At 62.0% G+C, this 20,891-nt stretch carries 21 protein-coding genes; 10 read left to right on the forward strand and 11 right to left on the reverse strand.

Annotated elements, in window-relative coordinates:
- Window positions 1–58: 58 nt before the first annotated feature.
- Window positions 59–373, forward strand: a complete 315-nt coding sequence (locus KTQ42_RS15860; RefSeq protein WP_217346361.1) for a hypothetical protein — start codon at window positions 59–61, stop codon at window positions 371–373.
- Window positions 374–483: 110 nt separating this feature from the next.
- Complete coding sequence (locus tag KTQ42_RS15865; protein WP_217347001.1) at window positions 484–1,248, forward strand: SDR family oxidoreductase; 765 nt, start codon at window positions 484–486, stop codon at window positions 1,246–1,248.
- A gap of 75 nt (window positions 1,249–1,323) precedes the next feature.
- On the opposite strand, the gene KTQ42_RS15870 is transcribed toward KTQ42_RS15865, so the two are convergent.
- Entirely contained in the window at window positions 1,324–1,515 is a 192-nt protein-coding gene (locus KTQ42_RS15870) for a hypothetical protein (protein ID WP_217346362.1), read from the reverse strand.
- 297 nt (window positions 1,516–1,812) lie between these two features.
- On the opposite strand from KTQ42_RS15870, the gene KTQ42_RS15875 reads away from it, so the two are divergent.
- The 5 genes from KTQ42_RS15875 (at window position 1,813) to KTQ42_RS15895 (ending at window position 6,955) form a co-directional block, all read left to right on the forward strand.
- Complete coding sequence (locus KTQ42_RS15875; RefSeq protein ID WP_217346363.1) at window positions 1,813–3,015, forward strand: ABC transporter substrate-binding protein; 1,203 nt, start codon at window positions 1,813–1,815, stop codon at window positions 3,013–3,015.
- Window positions 3,016–3,138: 123 nt separating this feature from the next.
- Window positions 3,139–5,040, forward strand: a complete 1,902-nt coding sequence (locus KTQ42_RS15880; RefSeq protein ID WP_217346364.1) for an ABC transporter permease — start codon at window positions 3,139–3,141, stop codon at window positions 5,038–5,040.
- The gene (locus KTQ42_RS15885; RefSeq protein WP_217346365.1) at window positions 5,037–5,804 is read left to right on the forward strand and encodes an ABC transporter ATP-binding protein; all 768 of its coding nucleotides are present in this window, start codon (window positions 5,037–5,039) and stop codon (window positions 5,802–5,804) included. The genes KTQ42_RS15880 and KTQ42_RS15885 overlap by 4 nt, the downstream gene beginning before the upstream one ends.
- Window positions 5,801–6,514: an ABC transporter ATP-binding protein gene (locus tag KTQ42_RS15890; protein ID WP_217346366.1), complete on the forward strand. Its 714-nt coding sequence runs from the start codon at window positions 5,801–5,803 to the stop codon at window positions 6,512–6,514. Before KTQ42_RS15885 ends, KTQ42_RS15890 begins: the two co-directional genes overlap by 4 nt.
- Before the next feature lie 114 nt (window positions 6,515–6,628).
- Window positions 6,629–6,955: an NIPSNAP family protein gene (locus KTQ42_RS15895; RefSeq protein WP_217346367.1), complete on the forward strand. Its 327-nt coding sequence runs from the start codon at window positions 6,629–6,631 to the stop codon at window positions 6,953–6,955.
- Between the two features lie 53 nt (window positions 6,956–7,008).
- Here the strand turns inward: KTQ42_RS15895 and KTQ42_RS15900 are convergent, their stop codons facing one another.
- The 4 genes from KTQ42_RS15900 to KTQ42_RS15915 all read right to left on the reverse strand — a co-directional run bounded on the left by KTQ42_RS15900 (window position 7,009) and on the right by KTQ42_RS15915 (window position 11,947).
- The gene (locus KTQ42_RS15900) at window positions 7,009–9,993 is read right to left on the reverse strand and encodes a glycosyl hydrolase (RefSeq protein ID WP_217346368.1); all 2,985 of its coding nucleotides are present in this window, start codon (window positions 9,991–9,993) and stop codon (window positions 7,009–7,011) included.
- 131 nt (window positions 9,994–10,124) lie between these two features.
- The gene (locus KTQ42_RS15905; RefSeq protein ID WP_249222782.1) at window positions 10,125–10,361 is read right to left on the reverse strand and encodes a hypothetical protein; all 237 of its coding nucleotides are present in this window, start codon (window positions 10,359–10,361) and stop codon (window positions 10,125–10,127) included.
- A gap of 4 nt (window positions 10,362–10,365) precedes the next feature.
- Window positions 10,366–11,520 (reverse strand): PQQ-dependent sugar dehydrogenase, encoded by a 1,155-nt coding sequence (locus KTQ42_RS15910; protein WP_217346369.1) that lies wholly within the window; start codon window positions 11,518–11,520, stop codon window positions 10,366–10,368.
- A 100-nt stretch (window positions 11,521–11,620) separates the two neighbouring features.
- The gene (locus KTQ42_RS15915; protein ID WP_217346370.1) at window positions 11,621–11,947 is read right to left on the reverse strand and encodes a hypothetical protein; all 327 of its coding nucleotides are present in this window, start codon (window positions 11,945–11,947) and stop codon (window positions 11,621–11,623) included.
- Between the two features lie 467 nt (window positions 11,948–12,414).
- Between KTQ42_RS15915 and KTQ42_RS15920 the strand changes: the two genes are divergently transcribed.
- Entirely contained in the window at window positions 12,415–13,140 is a 726-nt protein-coding gene (locus tag KTQ42_RS15920; protein ID WP_217346371.1) for an SOS response-associated peptidase, read from the forward strand.
- On the opposite strand, the gene KTQ42_RS15925 is transcribed toward KTQ42_RS15920, so the two are convergent.
- The gene (locus KTQ42_RS15925; RefSeq protein WP_217346372.1) at window positions 13,122–14,267 is read right to left on the reverse strand and encodes a mechanosensitive ion channel domain-containing protein; all 1,146 of its coding nucleotides are present in this window, start codon (window positions 14,265–14,267) and stop codon (window positions 13,122–13,124) included. The genes KTQ42_RS15920 and KTQ42_RS15925 overlap by 19 nt on opposite strands.
- 275 nt (window positions 14,268–14,542) lie before the next feature.
- Between KTQ42_RS15925 and KTQ42_RS15930 the strand changes: the two genes are divergently transcribed.
- Both KTQ42_RS15930 and KTQ42_RS15935 read left to right on the forward strand, forming a co-directional pair.
- On the forward strand, window positions 14,543–15,496 hold the full coding sequence (locus KTQ42_RS15930; protein WP_217346373.1) for a Tim44-like domain-containing protein: 954 nt from the start codon (window positions 14,543–14,545) through the stop codon (window positions 15,494–15,496).
- A gap of 139 nt (window positions 15,497–15,635) precedes the next feature.
- Window positions 15,636–16,649 (forward strand): AI-2E family transporter, encoded by a 1,014-nt coding sequence (locus tag KTQ42_RS15935; RefSeq protein ID WP_217346374.1) that lies wholly within the window; start codon window positions 15,636–15,638, stop codon window positions 16,647–16,649.
- An 81-nt stretch (window positions 16,650–16,730) separates the two neighbouring features.
- Here the strand turns inward: KTQ42_RS15935 and KTQ42_RS15940 are convergent, their stop codons facing one another.
- The 5 genes from KTQ42_RS15940 to KTQ42_RS15960 all read right to left on the reverse strand — a co-directional run bounded on the left by KTQ42_RS15940 (window position 16,731) and on the right by KTQ42_RS15960 (window position 20,690).
- A complete protein-coding gene (locus KTQ42_RS15940) occupies window positions 16,731–16,982 on the reverse strand; it encodes a DUF6139 family protein (protein WP_217346375.1) in 252 nt (83 codons plus the stop codon).
- Window positions 16,983–17,073: 91 nt separating this feature from the next.
- Window positions 17,074–17,793: a TerC family protein gene (locus KTQ42_RS15945; RefSeq protein WP_217346376.1), complete on the reverse strand. Its 720-nt coding sequence runs from the start codon at window positions 17,791–17,793 to the stop codon at window positions 17,074–17,076.
- Window positions 17,794–17,888: 95 nt separating this feature from the next.
- A complete protein-coding gene (locus KTQ42_RS15950; protein WP_217346377.1) occupies window positions 17,889–18,563 on the reverse strand; it encodes a Bax inhibitor-1/YccA family protein in 675 nt (224 codons plus the stop codon).
- A 422-nt stretch (window positions 18,564–18,985) separates the two neighbouring features.
- Window positions 18,986–19,903, reverse strand: a complete 918-nt coding sequence (locus KTQ42_RS15955) for an NAD(P)H-hydrate dehydratase (RefSeq protein ID WP_217346378.1) — start codon at window positions 19,901–19,903, stop codon at window positions 18,986–18,988.
- 7 nt (window positions 19,904–19,910) lie between these two features.
- On the reverse strand, window positions 19,911–20,690 hold the full coding sequence (locus KTQ42_RS15960) for a histidine phosphatase family protein (protein WP_217346379.1): 780 nt from the start codon (window positions 20,688–20,690) through the stop codon (window positions 19,911–19,913).
- Between the last annotated feature and the right edge of the window lie 201 nt (window positions 20,691–20,891).

The following is a 20,891-nucleotide window of genomic DNA, read 5'->3' on the forward strand; positions in this document are numbered from 1 at the left end:
CCAGATCCTGCCAGCCAGCCTTCGATTCCATGCATTCATCATCCCAACGGGAGGTTTTATGACTGAAGAACACATGGGCGCAAACAGTGCGTCTACCGGTGCGCAAATGAATCTTGAACGGATTAACCTCCTGGTCTCTGATCTGGAACAAGAGCTGGAGAGGGCGCCCGAGCGCGAGGACATACAGCGTCTGCGGCATGAACTGGAGGTGTTGCGTGCGACGCTCAATGCTTCTGCCGGACGCGCTGCAACCGACGAGGACATCCATTCGGCACGCTCGTCATTCCAGCGCATGTCGGCGGCGGTGGAAAACGAAGTGCTGAAGGACAGCCCGTATATCGCGGAAATAGGCCGCATTCTGGGCATGGTCTGAACCCGGGCGCTCTTGCGCCTGAACAACCCAAGTGTAATGCGCCGGCAAATCCACGAACCCGGCTTTCCCTTGCGCGTCCATATGGCTGTATTCACACCACAGGAGCCATGATGACGCGATTCAATGACAAGGTAGTAATTGTGACGGGCGCCGGTTCCGGCATAGGGGCCGCCACCGCCCGGCGTTTCGCCAGCGAGGGTGCCACGGTGGTATTGGCCGGCCGTACGCAGCATAAGCTTGACCAGGTCGCCGCCAGCCTGCCGGCCGGCAAGGCTGTGGTGCGGGTGACCGATGTATCGCAGCAGGCCGGGGTCGAGGCGCTGGTGGCCGAGACGGTGCGGCAGTTTGGCCGGCTGGATGTGCTGGTCAACAATGCCGGCGTCGCCGTCGAAGGCAAGATTACCGACTCCAGCGCGGACGACTGGAAGAAGGTGATGTCAACCGATCTTGACGGCGTGTACTACGCCTGCCGCGCCGCCATCCCGCAACTCATCCTTAGCGGCGGCGCCATCATCAATGTGGCCTCGGTTTCCGGCCTGGGCGGCGACTGGGGGCTGTCCATCTACAACGCCGCCAAGGGCGCGGTCTGCAATTTCACCCGCGCGCTGGCCATGGACCATGGCCGCGACGGCATCCGCGTCAACGCGGTCTGTCCCAGCCTGACCCGCACCGACATGACCGAGGACATGTACCAGAAGCCGGAACTGATGGCCAAGTTTGCCGAGCGCATTCCGCTCGGACGCGGCGCCGAGCCGGAAGAGGTGGCTGACGTGATCGCCTTTCTCGCCAGCCACGATGCGCGTTTCGTCAATGGCGTGAATCTGCCGGTGGATGGCGGGCTGACCGCGTCGAACGGTCAGCCGCCGATGAGCTGAGCGGGACAATCAGCTGTAGTGCGGTGAAATCGCTGCCTGGTACAAAAGCGGCGCCCTGGAATGTTTTTCATGGATTCATGCATCGGTGTCGCAAGGAGGCCTGGGTCCTTGCCTGCCCGGCTCAGCCAAGAGCTTGCCAGCGGAGATTTCATCAAGCTGCCTTTGCTGCAACGCCTTGTCTGCCAGAGCGTCCGGAGTGGCGCCTTTGCTTTTCCGGGCACTGGATTTCTCGCTTGTCTTTGGTTTGGATTTATTGGGCCGCGTCATGTTTTCTCCTGAGGTTGGGCATTGAGAACGGCTGGGATCGCAGATTTGAGATACCTAGTCCTATTTCAATTGCGAATTCAGTACAAGCTATCCGAACAAAGCTCACAAGTTTTCGCAGACCAGCCTGCTCGCGCGGCAAGTGCCGATGCCGTACGAGCACAGATGTCACTGAACCGCTCAACCCCGAAATGCGCTTTAGCCTCTAGAATGTCGGCTGGTTGCCGTACCGCATCCACCCGGGCAGGCGGAACTGCCTTCCAATTGTTGCCGGACACACCCAGATACCAGGAGCACTCGATGAACTTCAAGCATGCAGCGGGATATGCCGTGCTGGTCGCGGCAAGCTGCCTTGCCGGCGCCGCCGCGGCAGCCGACGCCATCCGCATAGGCGAGATCAACAGCTACAAAGCCCAGGCCGCCTTCCTCGAGCCGTACAAGAAGGGCATGGAATTGGCTCTGGAGCAGGTCAATGCCGGCGGCGGCCTGCTCGGCCGCAAGGTCGAGCTGCTCACCCGTGACGACAACGCGAATCCGGGCGATGCGGTCCGGGTGGCCGAAGAGCTGGTCTCGCGCGAGAAGGCGGATGTGCTGATGGGCACCTTCCTTTCCAACACCGGCCTGGCCGTGACCGACTTTGCCAGGCAGAAGAAATTCTTCTTCCTGGCCGCCGAGCCCCTGTCGGACAAGATCGTCTGGCAGAACGGCAACCGTTACACCTTCCGCCTGCGTCCCTCGACCTATATGCAGGTGGCGATGCTGGTGCCGGAAGCGGTCAAGCTGAAGAAGAAGCGCTGGGCGCTGGTGTATCCCAACTATGAATACGGCCAGTCTTCGGTGGCAACCTTCAAGAAGCTGATGAAGCAGCAGCAGCCGGATGTCGAATTCGTCGAGGAACAGGCGCCAGCGCTGGGCAAGATCGATGCTGGCGCGGTGACACAGGCGCTTGCTGACGCGAAGCCGGACGCGATCTTCAATGTGCTGTTCGCCGCCGACCTCGCCAAGTTCGTGCGGGAAGGCAGCACCCGCGGCCTGTTCAAGGACCGCGCCGTCGTCAGCCTGCTGTCGGGCGAGCCGGAATACCTCGACCCGCTGAAGGACGAGGCGCCGGCCGGCTGGATCGTCACCGGGTATCCATGGCAGAGCATACAGACGCCGGAACACAAGGCATTCTTCGACGCCTATCAGAAGAAGTACGGCACCTATCCGCGCCTGGGTTCCGTGGTCGGCTATTCGGCGGTCATGTCGATGGCGGCCGGTATCAGGAAGGCCGGCAGCACTGACAGCGAGAAGCTGGCGGACGCCTTCAAGGGCCTGCCGGTGGATACGCCCTTCGGCAACATCACCTATCGCGCGCAGGACCATCAGTCCACCATGGGCGCCTATGTCGGCACGCTGGCGGTCAAGGGTGGCAAGGGCGTGATGGAAAACCCGACTTACAAGGATGGCGCGAAATTCCTGCCGCCCGATGCCGAAGTCAAGACCCTGCGCGCAGCCGAATAAACCGGATGAATCGCGGCACGCCCGGCATGGTGCGCAGTATCAGGTCCCATGCCGGTCGCTCCTTCCTGCCCGGTCCGGCAAGTCGCATGGCCGGCGTGATGCGGCCCCAGGCATGATGCTCCCATGACGCTTTCGAGTTTTCTCATCCAGCTGCTCAACGGCCTGGCCGGCGCCTCTTCCCTGTTTCTGGTGGGAGCAGGGCTGTCGCTGATCTTCGGCATCACCCGCGTGGTCAACTTTGCCCATGGGTCGCTGTACATGCTGGGCCTCTACATCGCCTACTCGCTGACCGAGTGGCTGACTGGGCGCCTCGGCGCGAGCCCGCTGGGCTTCTGGGGCGGCGTGCTGCTGGCCGCCGCGGCGGTGGCGGCGATCGGCGCGCTGGTGGAGATCCTGCTCCTGCGCCGCATCTACCGGGCGCCGGAGCTGTTCCAGTTGCTGGCCACCTTTGCGCTGGTGCTGGTGATCAAGGATGCGGCCCTTTATGTCTGGGGCGCCGAGGAATTGCTGGGCTCGCGCGCCCCCGGCCTGTCAGGCTCGGTCGAACTGCTCGGACGCCGCTTCCCGCAATACAACCTGCTGCTGATGTGGATCGGTCCGCTGGTGCTGGCCGGGCTCTGGCTGCTGCTCAACAAGACCCGCTGGGGCGCCCTGATCAGGGCCGCAACCCAGGACCGCGACATGGTCGCCGCGCTAGGCGTGAACCAGGCCTGGCTCTTCACCAGTGTGTTCGCACTGGGCGCCTTCCTGGCCGGCCTCGGCGGCGCCCTGCAATTGCCGCTGGAGCCGGCCAGCCTGAACCTCGACCTGCAGACCATAGGCGATGCCTTCGTCGTGGTGGTGGTCGGCGGCATGGGCAGCGTACCCGGCGCCTATCTTGCCGCCCTGCTGATTGCCGTGACCAAGGCCGTGTGCGCGGGCATTGGCACCGTGCAGCTGTTCGGCACGGACGTCTCGTTTTCCAGGCTGACCCTGGTGGTGGAATTCCTGATCATGGCGGTGGTGCTGGTATGGCGTCCGTGGGGGCTGCTGGGCCGGCCGCAGGCCGCCAGCCGCAATCCGGCCGACATCGAGGCGCCATTGCGACCGGCGCGGCCGGCGCTGCGCCGTGCCGCCTGGCTGATGCTGGCCTTGCTGCTGATGCTGCCGTTGGCAGGCCAGAGCTTCCCGTATGCGCTGACCTTGTCCATCGACCTGCTGATCGCCGCGCTCTTTGCCACCAGCCTGCACTTCATCATGGGGCCGGCCGGCATGCATTCCTTCGGCCATGCCGCCTACTTCGGCCTGGGCGCCTACGGGGCGGCCCTGTTCTTCAAGGCGCTGGCCATGCCGATGGAAGCCTCGCTGCTGGCCGCGCCCCTGGTCGCCGGCCTGGGCGCGCTGCTGTTTGGCTGGTTCTGCGTGCGCCTGTCCGGCGTCTATCTGGCGATGCTGACGCTGGCGTTTTCGCAGATCGTCTGGTCCATCGTCTATCAGTCCGATGAAGTCACCGGCGGCAGCAACGGCATCGTCGGCATCTGGCCGGCCGCCTGGCTGGCGGGCCGTGGCGCGTATTTCTACCTCACGCTTGTGCTGTGCGCCGGCTGCATCTGGCTGATGCGGCGCATACTGTTTTCGCCCTTTGGCTACGCGATGCGCGCCGGGCGCGACTCGCCATTGCGCAGTGAAGCCATCGGCATCCATGTCAAGCGGGTGCAGTGGATGGCGTTCGTGCTGGCCGGCCTGTTCTGCGGCGTGGCTGGCGCCCTGTTTGCCTTTTCCAAGGGCAGCATATCGCCGGAAACGATCTCGGTCGGCCGCTCGGTGGATGGCCTGGTGATGGTGCTGCTGGGCGGCGTGCAGACCCTGTCCGGTCCCATCGTCGGCGGCGTGCTGTTTACCTGGTTGCAGGATCTGCTGGCGCGCGAGACCGAATACTGGCGCGCGCTTCTGGGAGGCGTGATGCTGTTGCTGGTGCTGGCTTTCCCGCAGGGCGTGGTCGGCTCCCTCCGCAGCCGCTTCGAGCGTGTGGAGGCCACGCAATGAGCCTGCTGCAGGTACGCAACCTGAAGAAGTCCTATGGCGGCGTGGCCGCTGTCGCCGATGTGTCGTTCGACCTGCCGGCCGGCCAACTGCTGGCCCTGATCGGGCCGAACGGCGCCGGCAAGACCACCTGCTTCAACATGGTCAATGGACAGTTGCGGCCGGATGCCGGATCGATCCGCTTCGACGGCCATGAACTGACAACGATGGCGCCGCGCGCGATCTGGCGCCTGGGCGTGGGCCGCACTTTCCAGATCACCGAGACCTTCAGTTCGATGACGGTGGTGGAGAACGTGCAGATGGCGCTGCTGTCTCGCGAGCGCAAGGTCTTCCATCTGTGGCGTCCGGCTGCTGGTTTCTACCGCGAGGAGGCATTGCAATTGCTGGCGCAGGTCGGCATGGAAAGCCAGGCCGACCGGCCCTGCAGCGTGCTGGCCTATGGCGATGTGAAGCGGGTTGAACTCGCAATCGCGCTGGCCAATGCGCCGCGCCTGCTGCTGATGGACGAGCCGACCGCCGGCATGGCACCGCAGGAGCGCCATGCGCTGATGGCGCTGACCAAGAAGCTGGTCGCGGAGCGCAATATCGCCGTGCTGTTCACCGAGCACAGCATGGATGTGGTGTTCGCCTATGCCGACCGCATCATCGTGCTGGCGCGCGGCAAGCTCATTGCCGAGGGCGACGGCCCGTCGATACAGGCCCATCCCAAGGTGCAGGAAGTCTATTTTGGCGCCGGCACGCTGGGCAGAAAACGGAGCCCGGCATGACCGATCCCATGCTGAAGGTGGAACGCCTCAATGCCTGGTATGGCCGGGCCCAGGTGCTGTTCGACCTGGCACTGGAAGTGCGGCCGGGCGAGGTGGTGGCGCTGATGGGCCGCAATGGCGCCGGCAAGTCCACCACGATGAAGGCGGTGATGGGCCTGCTGGAAAGACGACGCGGCGCGATCCATTTCATGGGCCACGATATCGCCGCATTGCCATCGTTCCGGATCGCCCGGCTGGGAATGGGCTTCGTGCCGGAGAATCGCCGCATCTTCACCGACCTGACCGTGCTGGAAAACCTGGAGATCGGCCGCCAGCCGCCACGCTCCGGCATTCCGGAATGGACCGTCGACAGGCTGTTCCGCCTGTTCCCGAATCTGGCAGGCATGCCCGGGCGGCGTGGCGGGCAGATGAGCGGCGGCGAGCAGCAGATGCTGACGGTGGCGCGCACGCTGATGGGCAATCCCTGCCTGGTGCTGCTGGACGAACCCTCCGAAGGCGTGGCGCCGGTGATCGTCGAGCAGATGGCAGCGATGATTCTTGAACTCAAGGAGGCCGGCGTATCCATCCTGCTGTCGGAGCAAAACCTGCATTTCGCCGAGCTGGTCAGCGACCGCGCCTATGTGCTGGAAAAGGGGCAGCTGCGCTTCGAAGGCAGCATGGAAGCGCTCGCTGCCAGCCAGGATGTCCGGAAGGCTTACCTGGAAGTCTGAGCCTGGGCCAGCATAAGCGACGACACCCGGTTACACTTGCTGGCCCGCCGCGGCGGGACCAGCAATGCAGAACAATTACCTGACTACCTGACTACCTGACTATCGAAAGCCGCCATGATTCACGAAATGCGTATCTACCATTGCGCGCCCGGCCGCCTGCCGGCGCTGAATGCCCGCTTCGAAAACATCACCCTGAAGTTCTGGGGAAAATACGGCATCAAGCCGCTGGGTTTCTGGACCACCCTGATCGGCCCCAGCAATCAGTCGCTGACCTACCTGCTGCAATGGGACAGCCTGGCCGAACGTGAGCAGAAGTGGAACGCCTTCGCGAGCGATCCGGAATGGCTGGCCAAGCGGGCCGAGACCGAAGCCCAGGCCATCATCGTTGAACGCATCGAGAACAGCTTTCTGGTGCCGACGTCGTATTCGCCGTTGCGCTAGGGCCAAAATAAAAACTCCGCCCGAAGGCGGAGTTGACGTTGCTGCCAGTCGTCTTAATTGCTCTTGCGGGCGGACAACCACCACAAGGTATTGGTATCCGTGGTCGGCGTGGATACATCCTTGAGTACATCGGGGACGACGCCACCCTGGGGTGCGAAAGCGTCCGCTGTCATCTTTATGTATTTCCTTTGCTGCTCCTCCAGTTTTTCCGCATAGCTTAGATAGCGGTCATAGGTGCCCTGCGCGTCGTTGACGCCGTTTAGCGCAATAATGGATTGCCGCCAGCTGTAGCTCGTCCTCAGCGCGCCGGTGCAGTACTCTGCAGGCGTACGCTGGGTGAACTCTCCACCGCCGTAAATGGCAAGGAAGCAGTCCGAATCCGCCGTCGGCAGCCTGCCTATGGCATCGTTGAAAAGGCTGGTTTCGTTGGCTTCCAGTTTCCGCAACCGCATCTCATGGGTTTTCGCCCATTTGTCCGAAATCACATACTCCGAGATTGGGGTGATGGGCAAAGCCTGTATCCCGACTCTGAAAATGAGCCGCTGGCCGAAAAACACATTCGTTTCAGAATTGTTTGCGCGGATGACATTTCGCACCATTTCCTTGGTTGGATCCATCGTTTGCGTGCCAGATTCCCCGCCGGGAAGCTTCACGGTGACGGTAACCGGTTCTGCGTCCCGCAAGGGCAGGCTATCCGGGGTGATCTGGTAGAACGCTTGCGCAGTCCGGATTTCCCCTGCGGTCATGATCGCAGCCAGGGCTTGGTAGGAGCTGTCGCCGATCACGGCACCCCACAAGGCAAGCGCATAGTTTGCGTTAATTGACTCGCTCGACGATTCCGTGTTGGGCCCATTCGCATCGGGCCCGGCATCGGCAAAGTTCTGCATTCTGAACCAGTCGTAGGTGCGCATCAGCGGGAAGTGTTTGTCTTCCAGGCTTGGGTTGGCGATGTCGCGCGCCAGCAGGTTAACTCTTTCCTTGTTTTGCGCTAACCAGCTGGGATCGATCGTCGCCAGTACCGCGGATGCATAGATGTAATAACCGTAATGGAACATGTGGTCGACATACCAGGCATTGTAGTAATCCTGAGACTGATCTTTGAAGGCGCGCTGGGTAATGATGCCGTTGTTGACGGTGTCGTACAGGATGTTTTCCTTGATCGCGCTGCCGGCATAGCCTGGATCGCTGGGGTCGATACCTTCAAACCACGGCTTCAGGTTCTTCGCAAGGTAGGCACCCAACTCCTGCTGCAGTCCTGTCTCTCCAAGTTCACGTGCTATCAGTGCCAGTCGCGCGATGTTGTGCAGATACTTGCCACAATAATACGACTCGAAGTTGCAGTTCCTTAGATAGCTCTTTTGCTGGTCAGGATCGGTGCCCATCATGAGGCGTGCGTCCCGGAGGAGGTATGTGCGTAGCTTGTCCTTGTCTGCTTCCTTGATGCGACCGGAGCCAAGCCACAGGTTTTCTCCAGTCGGGCTGTTGCGCAGAATGACTGGAATGGTCAGCTTCTGCGTCCAGGTATCGCCTGCATTTGCACTCATGGTGCCGAAATTGGATAGATAGACCAAGCCGTCCACCGGGTTCCTGTTTTGCAGGGATGGCATGTGGGTGGCGTCGAAGCCCATCATCAGCAAATCCTTGCCTTGGGGAGCCTGGCCATCCATCCGCTCGGTCTTCCAGTTGAACGTCACAGTGGCTTGCTCGCCGCCCTCGTGGTTCAGCGTGATTTCAGATTTCGTCGGAAAAGTCATGGCATAAGCATCGAGGATCTTGCGGCGGTCCTTGAAGGCTGGCAGATCGGAAATGCCCAGCTTGGTTTGATTATTCCAGTCCGCCATCGGCACATCATTCACAGCAGCGGTGCGGATGACACCGGTGAAGTTTTCGCTTGCAACATAAGAGCGCGATGCTTTGTCCCATTCCAGCGTGATCGGGGTGGAAGCATAAAAGACAACTTCCTTGTATGCCGATGGCTCAGCCACGATAGTTCCGTCGTTGGTGCCGGGCTTGGCGAGTGCGCGATTGGGGAGCCAGTAAAGAAAGCGAAATTTCTTTCCTGTGAGCCGGGGCGTGCCTGCACCGATTGCTTCATCGAATGGCTGCATGGGCTGCTCATCGACGGCGACGCCCTGGATGCCATTATCGCTTTGCTGCTTGGTCAGATCGATTTGCCGAGTGCCATCCGAATTTGTCAGAGTACGCGGTAGACTGCCCTGGCCCGCTTGCAGCATGGGGCGCAGATTCCTGTACCGGACAGTGACATAGGGCGATCCTTCTGCTGCGATGAGGCTCATGCTCTGAGTCGCGTTTGCGTCTTGCCAGGTCGTAGTAATGGTCAGTTCATCGAAGTAGTTCACGCGGCGGACAAAACGCTGGCCGCCTGTGTCCAGGTAAGTCAGGCGAACGTCCTGCTGGCCGGATGGAGCAACCTCATAAATAAGGCTGTCAGCCTTCAGCGGGTTGCGCAGGTCGTAGACAACGATGTTGGGATCCGGGTTATAGGCTACATAGCGACGCGTCGGAAAACTGACGGCAACCATGCCGATGCGGTCATCCAGCGTGAGTTTGTTCGGGAAGGCGAACGCATTGAAAAGGCTTATATCGCCGTCCTTATTCCCAGGTGCGTCCGGATTCTTATCGTCGGGACGAAAATAGGCATTGATATTCATGGGACTTTGATACAGGAAGCCCTTGAACCATTTGCCTGTCGCCAGGCCATTTTTCGCTTCCTCGGGCAACATTTCAAGCAGCTTCAGATCCGTCAGTCCCTTGGACTTCCAGGGATTCTGAACAATCTGCTCGGACGAGAGAATGGACCGAGGATCGGTTGTTGAAAGCGGCGCCAGCGTGCCTTGTCTGCCGGATGAGCTACCATTGGCCACACCCAATTTGCCGGCCAGGTAGGGTGTCGGTTTGGGAAGTGCTGATACAGCCGGGCTGTCGCGCGCCGATCCGCTATCCGATCCGCCATCGGAGCAGGCAGCCATCAAAAAAGCGCTAAACGCAATTGCTAAGACATAGGAAATTTTATGCATGCAGTCCTCCAGTTTGAGGAGCCGGCAATAACAGTGAATAAAAGCTGTTATTGCCGGCCCAAACTGTTGGGTGCCACTCTATTTCCCTTGAGTTCCTTTCTTTTCCATGTAGGACAGTCCTTGCGTGTCCTTTACTCCCCGCTGGCCTGATACTCCGCCGCCGCCTTGGCGGCCCACAGCGCCTTGTTATAGCTGTCGTAAGGGTCTTCGTAGCTGTCCGCGCTGCCGTCGTCTGCGATGAAATGGAGATACCAGCCGTCGCCGCGCTCCTCGATCATGATGTCGCCAGGGCGGCCATGGCGCTCTACGGTGTCGCCGGCTTCCAGCGTGACGATCCGCACGCCGCGGTGCTTGATCAGGCCGGGCATCGCGTCAGGACTCCGGCACCAGGCGCAACAGCTGGCCCGGCGATGCATCGGTCAGCACATACAGCAGGCCGTCCGGCCCTTCGCGCACATCGCGGATTCGTTGTCCTGCGTCTTGCAGCAATTTTTCCTCCTTCACGACGCGGCCGTCGCGGATCTCGAGCCGGTCCAGGTACCGGAACTTGAGCGAGCCGACAAACAGGCTGCCCTGCCAGGCGCGGCCATAGCGGTCGCTCCTCAAGAACGCCATGCCGGAAGGCGCGATCGATGGCGTCCAGTAATGCAGCGGCTGTTCCATGCCGGCCTTTTCGGTCAGACCCGCGCCTATCGGTCCGCCGCCATAGTTTTCGCCGTAGGTAATCACAGGCCAGCCGTAATTCCTGCCGGCCTCCGGGCGGTTGATTTCGTCGCCGCCTTGCGGCCCGTGCTCGTGGGTCCAGAGCCGGCCGTCGGGGCCGATGGCCGCGCCCTGCGAATTGCGATGGCCGTAACTCCAGATTTCGGGCAACGCGCCAGCCTTGCCGACGAAGGGATTGTCGGCCGGCACCGTGCCGTCCTTGTTGATGCGCACCACCTTGCCGTGATGGTTGTCCAGCGCCTGCGCATCCTGCATGCGCCGGAAGCGCTCGCCCAGCGTCAGGAACAGCCTGCCGTCGGGGCTTTCCACGATGCGGCAGCCGAAATGGTGGTTGCTGGCGAACTTCGGCCGCTGGCTGAACAGCACCCTCAGGTTCTCCAGGCGGCGGTCATCGTCGGACAACCGCGCCACGGCAAGCGCGGTGGAATTGCCCGGGCCATTGGCCGCCGGCTCGGAAAAGCATAAATAGACCAGGCGGTTGCGGGCAAAGCCACTGTCGGCCAGCACGTCGAGCAGGCCGCCCTGGCCGCCGGCGTCGACCCTGGGCAGACCGGACAGCGGCGTGCCCAGGCTGCCATCGGCCTGGACCAGTCGCATCGCGCCGGCCTTCTCCGCGACCAGCATGCGCCCCTTGTCGATGAAGGTCAGTCCCCATGGATGATCGAGCTGCCTGCTGATGACTTCAACGCGCACTGTTTGCGCATGGCCATCGGCCGCCACGTGCGCGAGCAGAAAGGCAGCCGCCAGCAAGGGCCAGCGGGGCTTGCGGGCGTTCGACACGGTTCGGGAGTCGCATGCATTCATGATTGTTCGCCTGCCTGATAAACAAATGCCGTCAGCCCCGGTCAGGGTGACGGCATGATAGCGCACGACGGTGGCGGCCAGTGCTGGCCGATGGCACAGGCTAGCTGTTGGCCGGCTTGTCGCCCGCCGGTTGCGCCGGCGCTGGCTTGGGCTTGCCCTGGGCGTCGCTGAGCCGGTACTTGGTCCGCCGGTCGCCCATCAGGTCGCGGAGTTCGCGCACGCTCATGGTGCTGACCTCATGCATCCGGATCAGCATCGAGGCGCCTACCGGCAGGCGGCGATGGCGGATCTTGCTGATCACGGGCGGTGCCACTTCCAGCGCACGGGAAAGTGCGGCATCGTTTTTCAGGTTCAGGCGCTCGATCAGGATGTCGAGCAGATGGTTGGGATTGTAGGATTCCTGCGTTACAAGGTTTTCGGACGCCATGGCTAAATCACTTTCAAAATGTCAGGTTGGGAATGGTGCGCTGTGCTGTCTGAAAGACATCGTTCAACGCGCAAAATTTCCTTATCGCTAATTTTATTTTTGATTAAAAACAATAACTGCGTGCAATTTTTGAAGGTCGCCAATTCCTGAGCCGGATTAAGATCACCTGCATTCACTACCAGCGCTTTCTGTGTTGCCTGCCGCTGTCCGGACATTTCGGTAGCACTGTTGTCGTGCCTTCAATGGTGTTCCGGAACAATGTTAAATTACAATAAATTGCATTAAGACACAATCGAGCGCGTCCGTTCCGTTTGATCGGCCGCAACCTTCCTGTAATTCTTTGTCAGGAATCAACGCGTACCAATACCGGTTTGCTCATAGCGGCAAAACTTATCGCCTTGATAATAGGTTTTTGTACCAAATATTCATTCAGCGACCGTCTTTGGCGTCGCGTCATGGAGGCCGTCATGTGTGGACGCATCACCCAGCACAGAAAACCGCTGGACTATGTCAAAGTGCTGGACCTGCCGCTCAGGATGAGTGAAGAAGCAGCCAGCCGTCAGCCGTCCTACAACACCCCGCCGGGCACCACGCCCTGGCTGATTCATGCGATGAGCGGGGATGGCCCCATGGTCGACGCGGTCCGGTGGGGCTACCGACCCAATTGGGCCGCCGAAAAAGGCATTCCCATGGCGATCAACGCACGCATCGAAAAGGCAGCCACCGGCAAGTATTTCCGCAGCATGTGGCTGCATGGCCGCGTGCTGGTGCCGGCCGACGGCTGGTATGAATGGACCGGCAAGGCGGGCCACAAGCAGCCCTGGTACATCCATCGCAAGACGAAGGAGCCGCTGTTTCTGGCGGCGATCACGAATGTGCGCCCGGACCGCGAGAATCCCGAGGGCAGCGGCTTTGTGATCGTCACCGCCGCCGCCGACGCCGGGATGGTCGATGTGCATGACCGCCGTCCGGTCGTCCTCGGGCCGGAGGATGCGCGGTTGTGGATGGACCCCGACCTGCCAGCCGAGCAGGCCGAGCAGCTGGCGCGCTCGATGGCGGTGCCGGCGGAGGAATTTGCCTGGCATCCGGTGAGCCGGGATGTCAACCGGGTGGGCAACAGCGACCCGCACCTGATCGAACCGGTGGAACTGGACGGGCAGGAGGCAGCGTCCGGTCAGGATCTGTTCGACTGATAGGCTGGCGCGACTTTCTGCGCCACCAGGTCCTCGCCGGCGGTGTCGGCGCGCAGCCGCGGCAGGCAATCCGGATAGGCGCGCTGCACGAAGTCGAGCAATCCTTCCCGCACCTTGCAGCGCAGGTCGAAGGTGCGGCCCGCATCCGAGGCGCTGACCAGCACGCGCACCTGCATTGCGCGCTCATTCGCATCCGTGACCTGCACCACGCACACCCGGCCGTCCCATTCCTGCAGCCCGGTGCACAAGCGCTGCGCTTCGGCGCGCAGCGGCTCCACCGGCATGCGGTAATCCACCCAGATCGTGACGGCGCCCAGCAGGTCGGCACTGCTGCGCGTCCAGTTCTGGAATGGATGTTCGATAAACCATTGCAGCGGGACAATCATGCGGCGCTGGTCCCAGATGCGCACCACCACATAGGTGCCGGTGATTTCCTCAATCTGGCCCCACTCGTTTTCGACGATCACCACATCGTCCAGGCGTATCGGCTGGCTGATGGCCAGCTGCATTCCGGCCAGCAGATTGCCCAGCACCGGCTTGGCGGCAAAGCCCACCACCAGGCCGGCCACGCCTGCGGATGCCAGCAGGCTGGTACCGATCTGCCGCAGCAGGGGCAGCGTCATCAGCGCCATGCCGGTGCCGACCAGGATGATCAGCACATTGACCGACCTGGCCAGCACCCTGGTTTGCGTGTGGATACGGCGGGCAGCCAGGTTGTCGACCAGGTTGATCGGATTGAGCTCGACGATGGTATCGGCAATCGACTGCACCGCGCGGGTGGAGAACCAGGTCAGCGAGGCAATGGTCAGCAGCGCCGTGACGTGCAGCAGGAGCGGCGCAATGCGCAGCGTCGATTCGCTGTCGCGGAAAATGATCTGCAGCAGCAGGAAGAATACGGCCACGCGCAGCGACTGGCGGCATTGCCTGAGCAGGCGGCGCGAGAAGGGAAAGTGGCGCGCCAGGCGTTGCAGCACCGGCATGCCGATGCGGTCGCCGATGACGACGACCAGCAGCACTGCTATCACCTGCAGCAACACATCGAGCCAGGCATAACGCTGGCTGTCAGGGAGCCAGGGCAGGGCAAGCATCAGTTGCCGGTGCATCCAGTCCGGCAGGTAGTCGCTCATCGGTTTCCTTGTTTGCTAATCATCGAGTGCATCGTGGGCAATCGGCCCGACAAGCTAGCCGATGGCGTCGGCAATCGTCTGTTCGTTGCCGTACAAAGTCGTTTGAAGCGTTCTCGCAACTATTCCCACACGGCTTTTTTCTTCGCATTTAACGAACAAACAGTCAATTTAACTTCGCTTTTTTGATGGGTAGGTGCTGCGTATGATGCAGTGTTCAGAAACAAATCGGCTGGTGTGACCGCCTTCACACTGAATGCTAACGAGAGGAGCAGCAAATGAAAAAGGTAGTCATGGGCGTCATGGTCGCCGTCATGGCGGTCAGCATCGGCTTGTCCAGTGCGGAAGCCAAGCGCATGGGCAGCGGAAACTCGGTCGGGAAGCAGTCCCAGAGCGTCAATCAGGCCGGCCCGGCGCAGTCGGCGCAGCCAGCCCAGTCTTCAGCGGCGCAGTCGGCCGCCCCCCGTCCGGCGACGCCGGCGGCAACGCCTCCCAAGCCGGCAAGTCCGTGGAAAGGCATGCTGGGCGGCGCATTGCTGGGTCTGGGCCTGGGCGCACTGCTCTCCAGCATGGGCATAGGCGGCGCGCTGGCCAGCATGATCAGCACCATCCTGATGGTCGGATTGCTGGTGATGGCGGGCCTGTTCATCTATCGCATGGTGCGCAGTAAGTCGCAGGGCGGCCAGGACAATGCAGGCCTGCGTCCGGCCTATGCCGGCGCACAGGACGTGCAGCAGTCGATGACGCCGGAGATCGGCTCGCATCTTGAGCAGGGTCGTCCGTCCGCATTGCAGTCCGTGGAGCCGATGGCGGGTGGCGCAGCCGTCGCTGCCACGCCAGCCAGCGCGCCGTGGGGCGTGCCGGCCGACTTCGATACGCCGGCCTTCCTGCGTCATGCGAAGACCTACTTCATCCGGCTGCAGGCCGCATGGGACAAGGCCGATACCAATGACATCCGCGAGTTCACCACGCCGGAGATGTTTGCCGAATTGCGCATGCAGATCCAGGAACGCGGGGCATCGGCCAACCACACCGACGTCGTCACGCTCGATGCGCAGTTGCTGGGCATCGAGAACAGCGGCGCCGACCACCTGGCCAGCGTCAAGTTCAGCGGCATGATCCGTGAAGTGGAAAACGCGCCGGCCGAGCCGTTCGCCGAAGTCTGGAACCTGACCAAGCCTGCATCGGGCCAGGGTGGCTGGACACTGGCCGGCATCCAGCAGTTGTCCTGACCTCCAGCAGCCGGCGCCTCGCGGCGTCGGCTTGCCTGCATCGAAAACCGTCCACGCAAAACGTGGGCGGTTTTTTTTATGAACGGAAGCGGGATTGGTATAAGGTAGGCAAACAACTCTCAGGCACGACATCCTCTCCATGACCACACCGCGCAAACCAACCGATCCCGTCGTCATCGCTTCCTACATCCTGACCGGAATCATGCTGTGGCTGGTGCTGTACAAGGGCTTGCTGGCGGCGCTGTTTTCCGGCCTGCTGGTATATGCGCTGGTGCACCTGCTGGCGCCTGTGCTGGGGCGCCAGATCAGCGACCAGCGCCAGCGCATGATTGCTGTGGCGCTGCTGAGCGGGCTGATCGTGACCGTGCTGGCCGGCGGCGTCTGGGCCATCGTCGACTACGTCTCCGACCCGGAGCAGATCGCGCTTCTGCTGCAGAAGACCGCCGACATCATCCAGGCGTCGCGGGCGCAGCTGCCGGAATGGGTGCGCGGCCATCTCCCCACCAGCGTGGACGCGCTGCGCGACATGATGACGCGCTGGATGCGCGACCACGCGGTCGAAGCCCGCAGCATGGGCGAGCAGGTTGGCAGGGTGGTGGCGCATATCCTGATCGGCATGGTGGTGGGCGCGATGGCGGCCCTATACGACACCACCGAACCGAAGAACTACAAGCCGCTTGCCGCCGCGCTGCATGCGCGCGTGGTTTCGCTGGCCAAGGCCTTCGAGCAGATCGTGTTTGCCCAGGTGCGCATCGCCGCCATCAATGCGGTCTTTACCGCGCTGTTCCTGTTCGTTGCGCTGCCGCTGGCCGGGGTACACCTGCCGCTGTCCAAGAGCATGGTTGCGATCACCTTCGTGGCTGGCCTGCTGCCCGTGATCGGCAACCTGATTTCCAATACGGTGCTGGTGGTGGTGGGCTTGTCGCATTCGCTGAATGTCGCCATCGCTTCGCTGGTGTTTCTGATCACGATACACAAGCTCGAGTACTTCCTGAACGCCAAGATCATCGGCACCCATATCGATGCCCGCGCCTGGGAGTTGCTGGCAGCGATGCTGGTGATGGAAGCGGTATTCGGCGTGCCGGGCGTGATCGCCGCGCCGGTGCTGTATGCCTATCTGAAGCGGGAACTGGATGAAACGGGGCTGGTGTGACGGTGTGACTGGCGTGACGCGCCGCGGCGGACGCACTGCGAAGGAACCGCCGCCGGCGGCTCCTTGTGCCTGGGTGATCGCTCAGGGCATGGGCGTAGGGTCGCCCAGGGTCTTGATGCTGGTGATGGCATAGCCCTTGGCGCTGATCTGCTGCAACGGCTCGTCGATCGAGAAGTCGGCCAGTGAAGACTGTCCATCGGCGACTTCGACGCCGCGGTCTGCCTCTTCCCAGTCGACGCTGATCGCTTCCTCCGGAATCGGCTTGCCTTCCGGCACTGCCAGATAGGAGAAATGGCCATTGCTTTCAGGGCGCCTGTAAATATCCAGCCTCATGATCCTGTCCTTTCAAAAGTGAGCGTCCGGATTTGACTATGGACGCACGGAAAAGGTTGCGCTTGCCTCAGGCGCGCCGCTGCCTGCACTGCTAGCGACGCGTATGACGTTTGCGCATGCGCATGTTGAGCAGTTCCACCAGCAGCGAAAACGCCATGGCTGTGTAAATGTACCCCTTGGGCATGTGATAGCCAAATCCATCGGCGATCAGCACCACGCCAATCACCACCAGGAAGGCCAGCGCCAGCATCTTGATGGTCGGGTGCGCCGATACGAAGCGGCCGATCGGGCTGGCGAACAGCATCATCAGGCCGACCGATGCAATCACCGCGGCAATCATCACGGCGACTTCATTGACCATGCCGACGGCGGTGATGATGGAGTCCAGCGAGAACACCAGGTCGATCACCATGATCTGGAGGATGATGGCGCCAAAGGTCGCCTTGACCGCCTGCCCGGCGCCATGCTCTTCCTCGCCCTCGATGGTCTGGTGTATCTCGCCCACGCTCTTCCATAGCAGGAACAGTCCGCCCAGTATGAGCACGAGGTCGCGGCCGGAAATGTCCTGGCCCATCACCGAGAACAGGGGAGCCGTCATGCCGACGATCCAGGCCAGCGTCAGCAACAGCGCGATGCGCATGAACATTGCCGCGAACAGGCCGATCCGTCGGGCTGCCTCCCGCCTTTCCACCGGCAGCTTGTCCACCAGGATGGAAATGAAAATGATGTTGTCGATACCCAGCACCAGCTCCAGCGCGGTCAGGGTGGCGAAGGCGATCCACATCTGCGGGTCGGTGAGCAGTTCCAGCATGGGCATTCTCCCTTGATGATATTCAATAAAAAAGGCGCCATCCAGACGGACGGCGCCTGCCGGCCAGGGCGCTCAGGAGCGCCCGGCCATATTGCTTACTCCTTGCTGGTAAAGCCGAGCAGGTGCAGCAGGCTTGTGAAGAGATTGAAGATGGAAACGAACAAGGACAATGTCGCCAGCACATAATTGGTCTCGCCGCCACGCACGATGTTATTGGTCTCGTACAGAATCATGCCAGACATCAGCAGCACGAACACCGCCGACACCGCCAGGGACAGCGCGGTCATGTTCAAAAACAGCGCCGCCAAGCCCGCCAGGAAGGCCACCAGCACGCCAACCATCAGGAAGCCGCCCATGAACGACAGGTCACGCTTGGTTGTCAGCGCATAGGCCGACATGGCCAGGAAGATCGCGGCGGTGCCGCCCAGCGCTGTCATCACGACCTGGCTGCCGTTGGGCATCTTCAGGTACGTGCTGATGATGGGGCCCAGCGTGTAGCCCATGAAGCCGGTCAGGGCAAACAGGAAGACCACGCCCATGCCGCTGTCGCGGTTTTTCGTGACCAGGAACATCAGGCCGAAATAGCCAAGCAGCGTCAGCAGGATGCCGGGATGCGGCAACCCGAGCGCGGCGGATGTGCCGGCGGTCACGGCTGCGAATCCCAAACACATGGACAACAGCAGGTAGGTATTGCGCAGCACACGGTGTGCCGCGCCGTCCATCACGGTGCTTGCGCTTTCATGGCGCAATGCGGTGTAACGATCATTCATGGCCCAGCTCCTTGTCGAGTCAATGTCGAAGACAGCCGCCGGAAGACGCCGGCGGTCGTTGAAACAACAAGATGTTAGCTTGGGCGAGAAGATGTTAAAAGCGAAGAAAGTGGAATGATTTATTCGGAAAATGCGAAGTAAGGAAGGCGGCTGGAAGCGGATCGAACCACTATTCTTGGGTTTGCCACTGTTCTTCAGAATCGCACTATCGTAGCGTCGCTGCCTGCGCTATGCCTGGCTTGCCAACGCCAGCACGGCCAGTACAGCGCACACAAGCAAGCCATTGAGGGCAAGACGGATCAAAGGGGAAGGGTTCATGGCCGGCAATGTTGTCGTAAAACCAGCATATTGCTGCGTCGCGGAAATTGTTTCCGTTCGGCAGCGCACATAGCAATGTCGCGCTTACCCGGCCTTACGATGAATCAATCCCGACCCGCCCCGAGCTTGTGCATGAGCATCGGCACTTCCGCCGCCAGGTCCCGCGTCAGGTAACCCAGCGGTCCGGAGCGACGCGCCAGCGCGTCGCCGGCACGCGCATGCAGTGCCACGCCCCAGGCGCAGGCTTGCGCCAGCGTGGCGCCGCGCGCCGCAAGGCCGACGATGATGCCTGCCAGCGTGTCGCCCGAGCCGGAAGCGGCAAGGCCGACATTGCCGCCTTCATGCTTCCAGGTCTCGCCTTCGGGCGCGGCGATGAAAGTGGTTGGCCCTTTCAGCGCCACCGTGGCCTGCCAGTGCCGCGCCATGCGCTGCGCCATTGGCGCCGGGTCGGCGCTGATTTCCTCCTTCGAAGCGCCGGACAGATGCGCCATTTCGCCGGCATGCGGCGTCAGCAGCACATCGGCGCCGTAGCGCCCGAGAAAGCCGGCGCCGTCATCAGCAGCGGCGTCGCAGACCACGCCCATGGCGGCTGCGTCGAGCACTACGCGCACGCCGTCCAGCATGGGCAGCAGCGCGCGGACGAATTCGCAGATCGCGGGTTCATCCTGCATGCCGGGACCGATCAGCACCGCATCCAGCCGGCCGCGCATGCTGGCCAGCGCCTCCGCGGCGCAAGCGTCTATCCCGCCATCGTTGGTTTCCGGCAGGCCGATCACGCGCGACTCCGGTATCGCCAGCGCCACCAGCTGCGCGACGCTGGCGCCGGTGGCGATGGCGAGCTTGCCGGCGCCGGCGCGCATGGCCGCCGTCGCCGCCAGGATGATGGCGCCCGGCATCTGGCGCGAACCGCCTATCACCAGCAGGCGGCCGCGTTCTTCCTTGTCGCCCCCGTCGCTGGGCATGGGCAGGGGCCAGTCGCGCAGCAGCGCATCGTCGATCAGGGTCATGTCGGGTTGGGTCATGCAAGCCTCAGGATTTCGGTGCGGCCGGCACGTCCGGCTCGCTGGTAACGGGAGCGCCGGCTTCCTGCAGCGGCACGACGAAGTTCACCAGGCGCGGGACCAGCTTGCCCCTGCGTCCCAGCGTGCGGTCGAAGGCATAGGAAGTGATGGAGCAATTGGGCACGTCGCCCATGCGGTCGATGTCCAGGATGGTCTGCTCGTCCATCCGTTCCAGCAGATAGCGAAAGCAATTGACGATCACCTGATGGCCGACCACGACCACGTTTTCACTGCGGTGCTCGCGCACGATGGTGTCGAGCAAGCTGCGCAGCCGCAGAATCACGTCGCACCAGCTTTCGCCGCCGGGCGGCCGGAAGTAGAACTTGCCGACATGCGCGCGCTGCTCGCCCAGTTCCGGATACTTCTGCAGGATGCCGTGCCGGGTCAGCCGGTCCAGGATGCCGAATTCCTTCTCCCGCAGGCGTTCGTCGGCAACGAAGGACACGTCATCCGGGTCGATGCCGCCATGCTCCAGGATGCGCCGGGCAGTCGTCCTGGCCCGTGCATAGGGCGAGGTCAGGATCACGGTGGGCCGCTGATCTTCAGGCAGGGAAGCGAACCACAGGCCGACCGCGGTGGCCTGCTGGTCGCCGAGGTCGGACAGGGGCACATCGACATCGCGTTCGGCAATGTCGATCAGCGGCAGTCCGGCCGCCTCGGCCGCGTCGCGCGCCACATTCCCGGCGCTCTGGCCATGGCGGATGATCCACAGGTTGCTTGGCCATTTCTGCTCGTTCTCTTGTGCCATTTCCCTATTCTCCTCGGTGTTCTTCAATGACTCCGGGCCCAGGTGCAAAGTTTCGCAATGAGCGGGACGGCGCATTGTTTGTTATGCAGGCGCAAGCGGGCGGCCGCGCGCCGATGCGTTGATGACGAGGAGAACGTTGCAGGAAAAAAGGATGTCATTTATTCACGTTTTCCTACAGTGCATCGCGCCTATGTCCTATAT

It is taken from the genome of Noviherbaspirillum sp. L7-7A (genome assembly GCF_019052805.1).
Classification (GTDB): domain Bacteria; phylum Pseudomonadota; class Gammaproteobacteria; order Burkholderiales; family Burkholderiaceae_D; genus Noviherbaspirillum_A.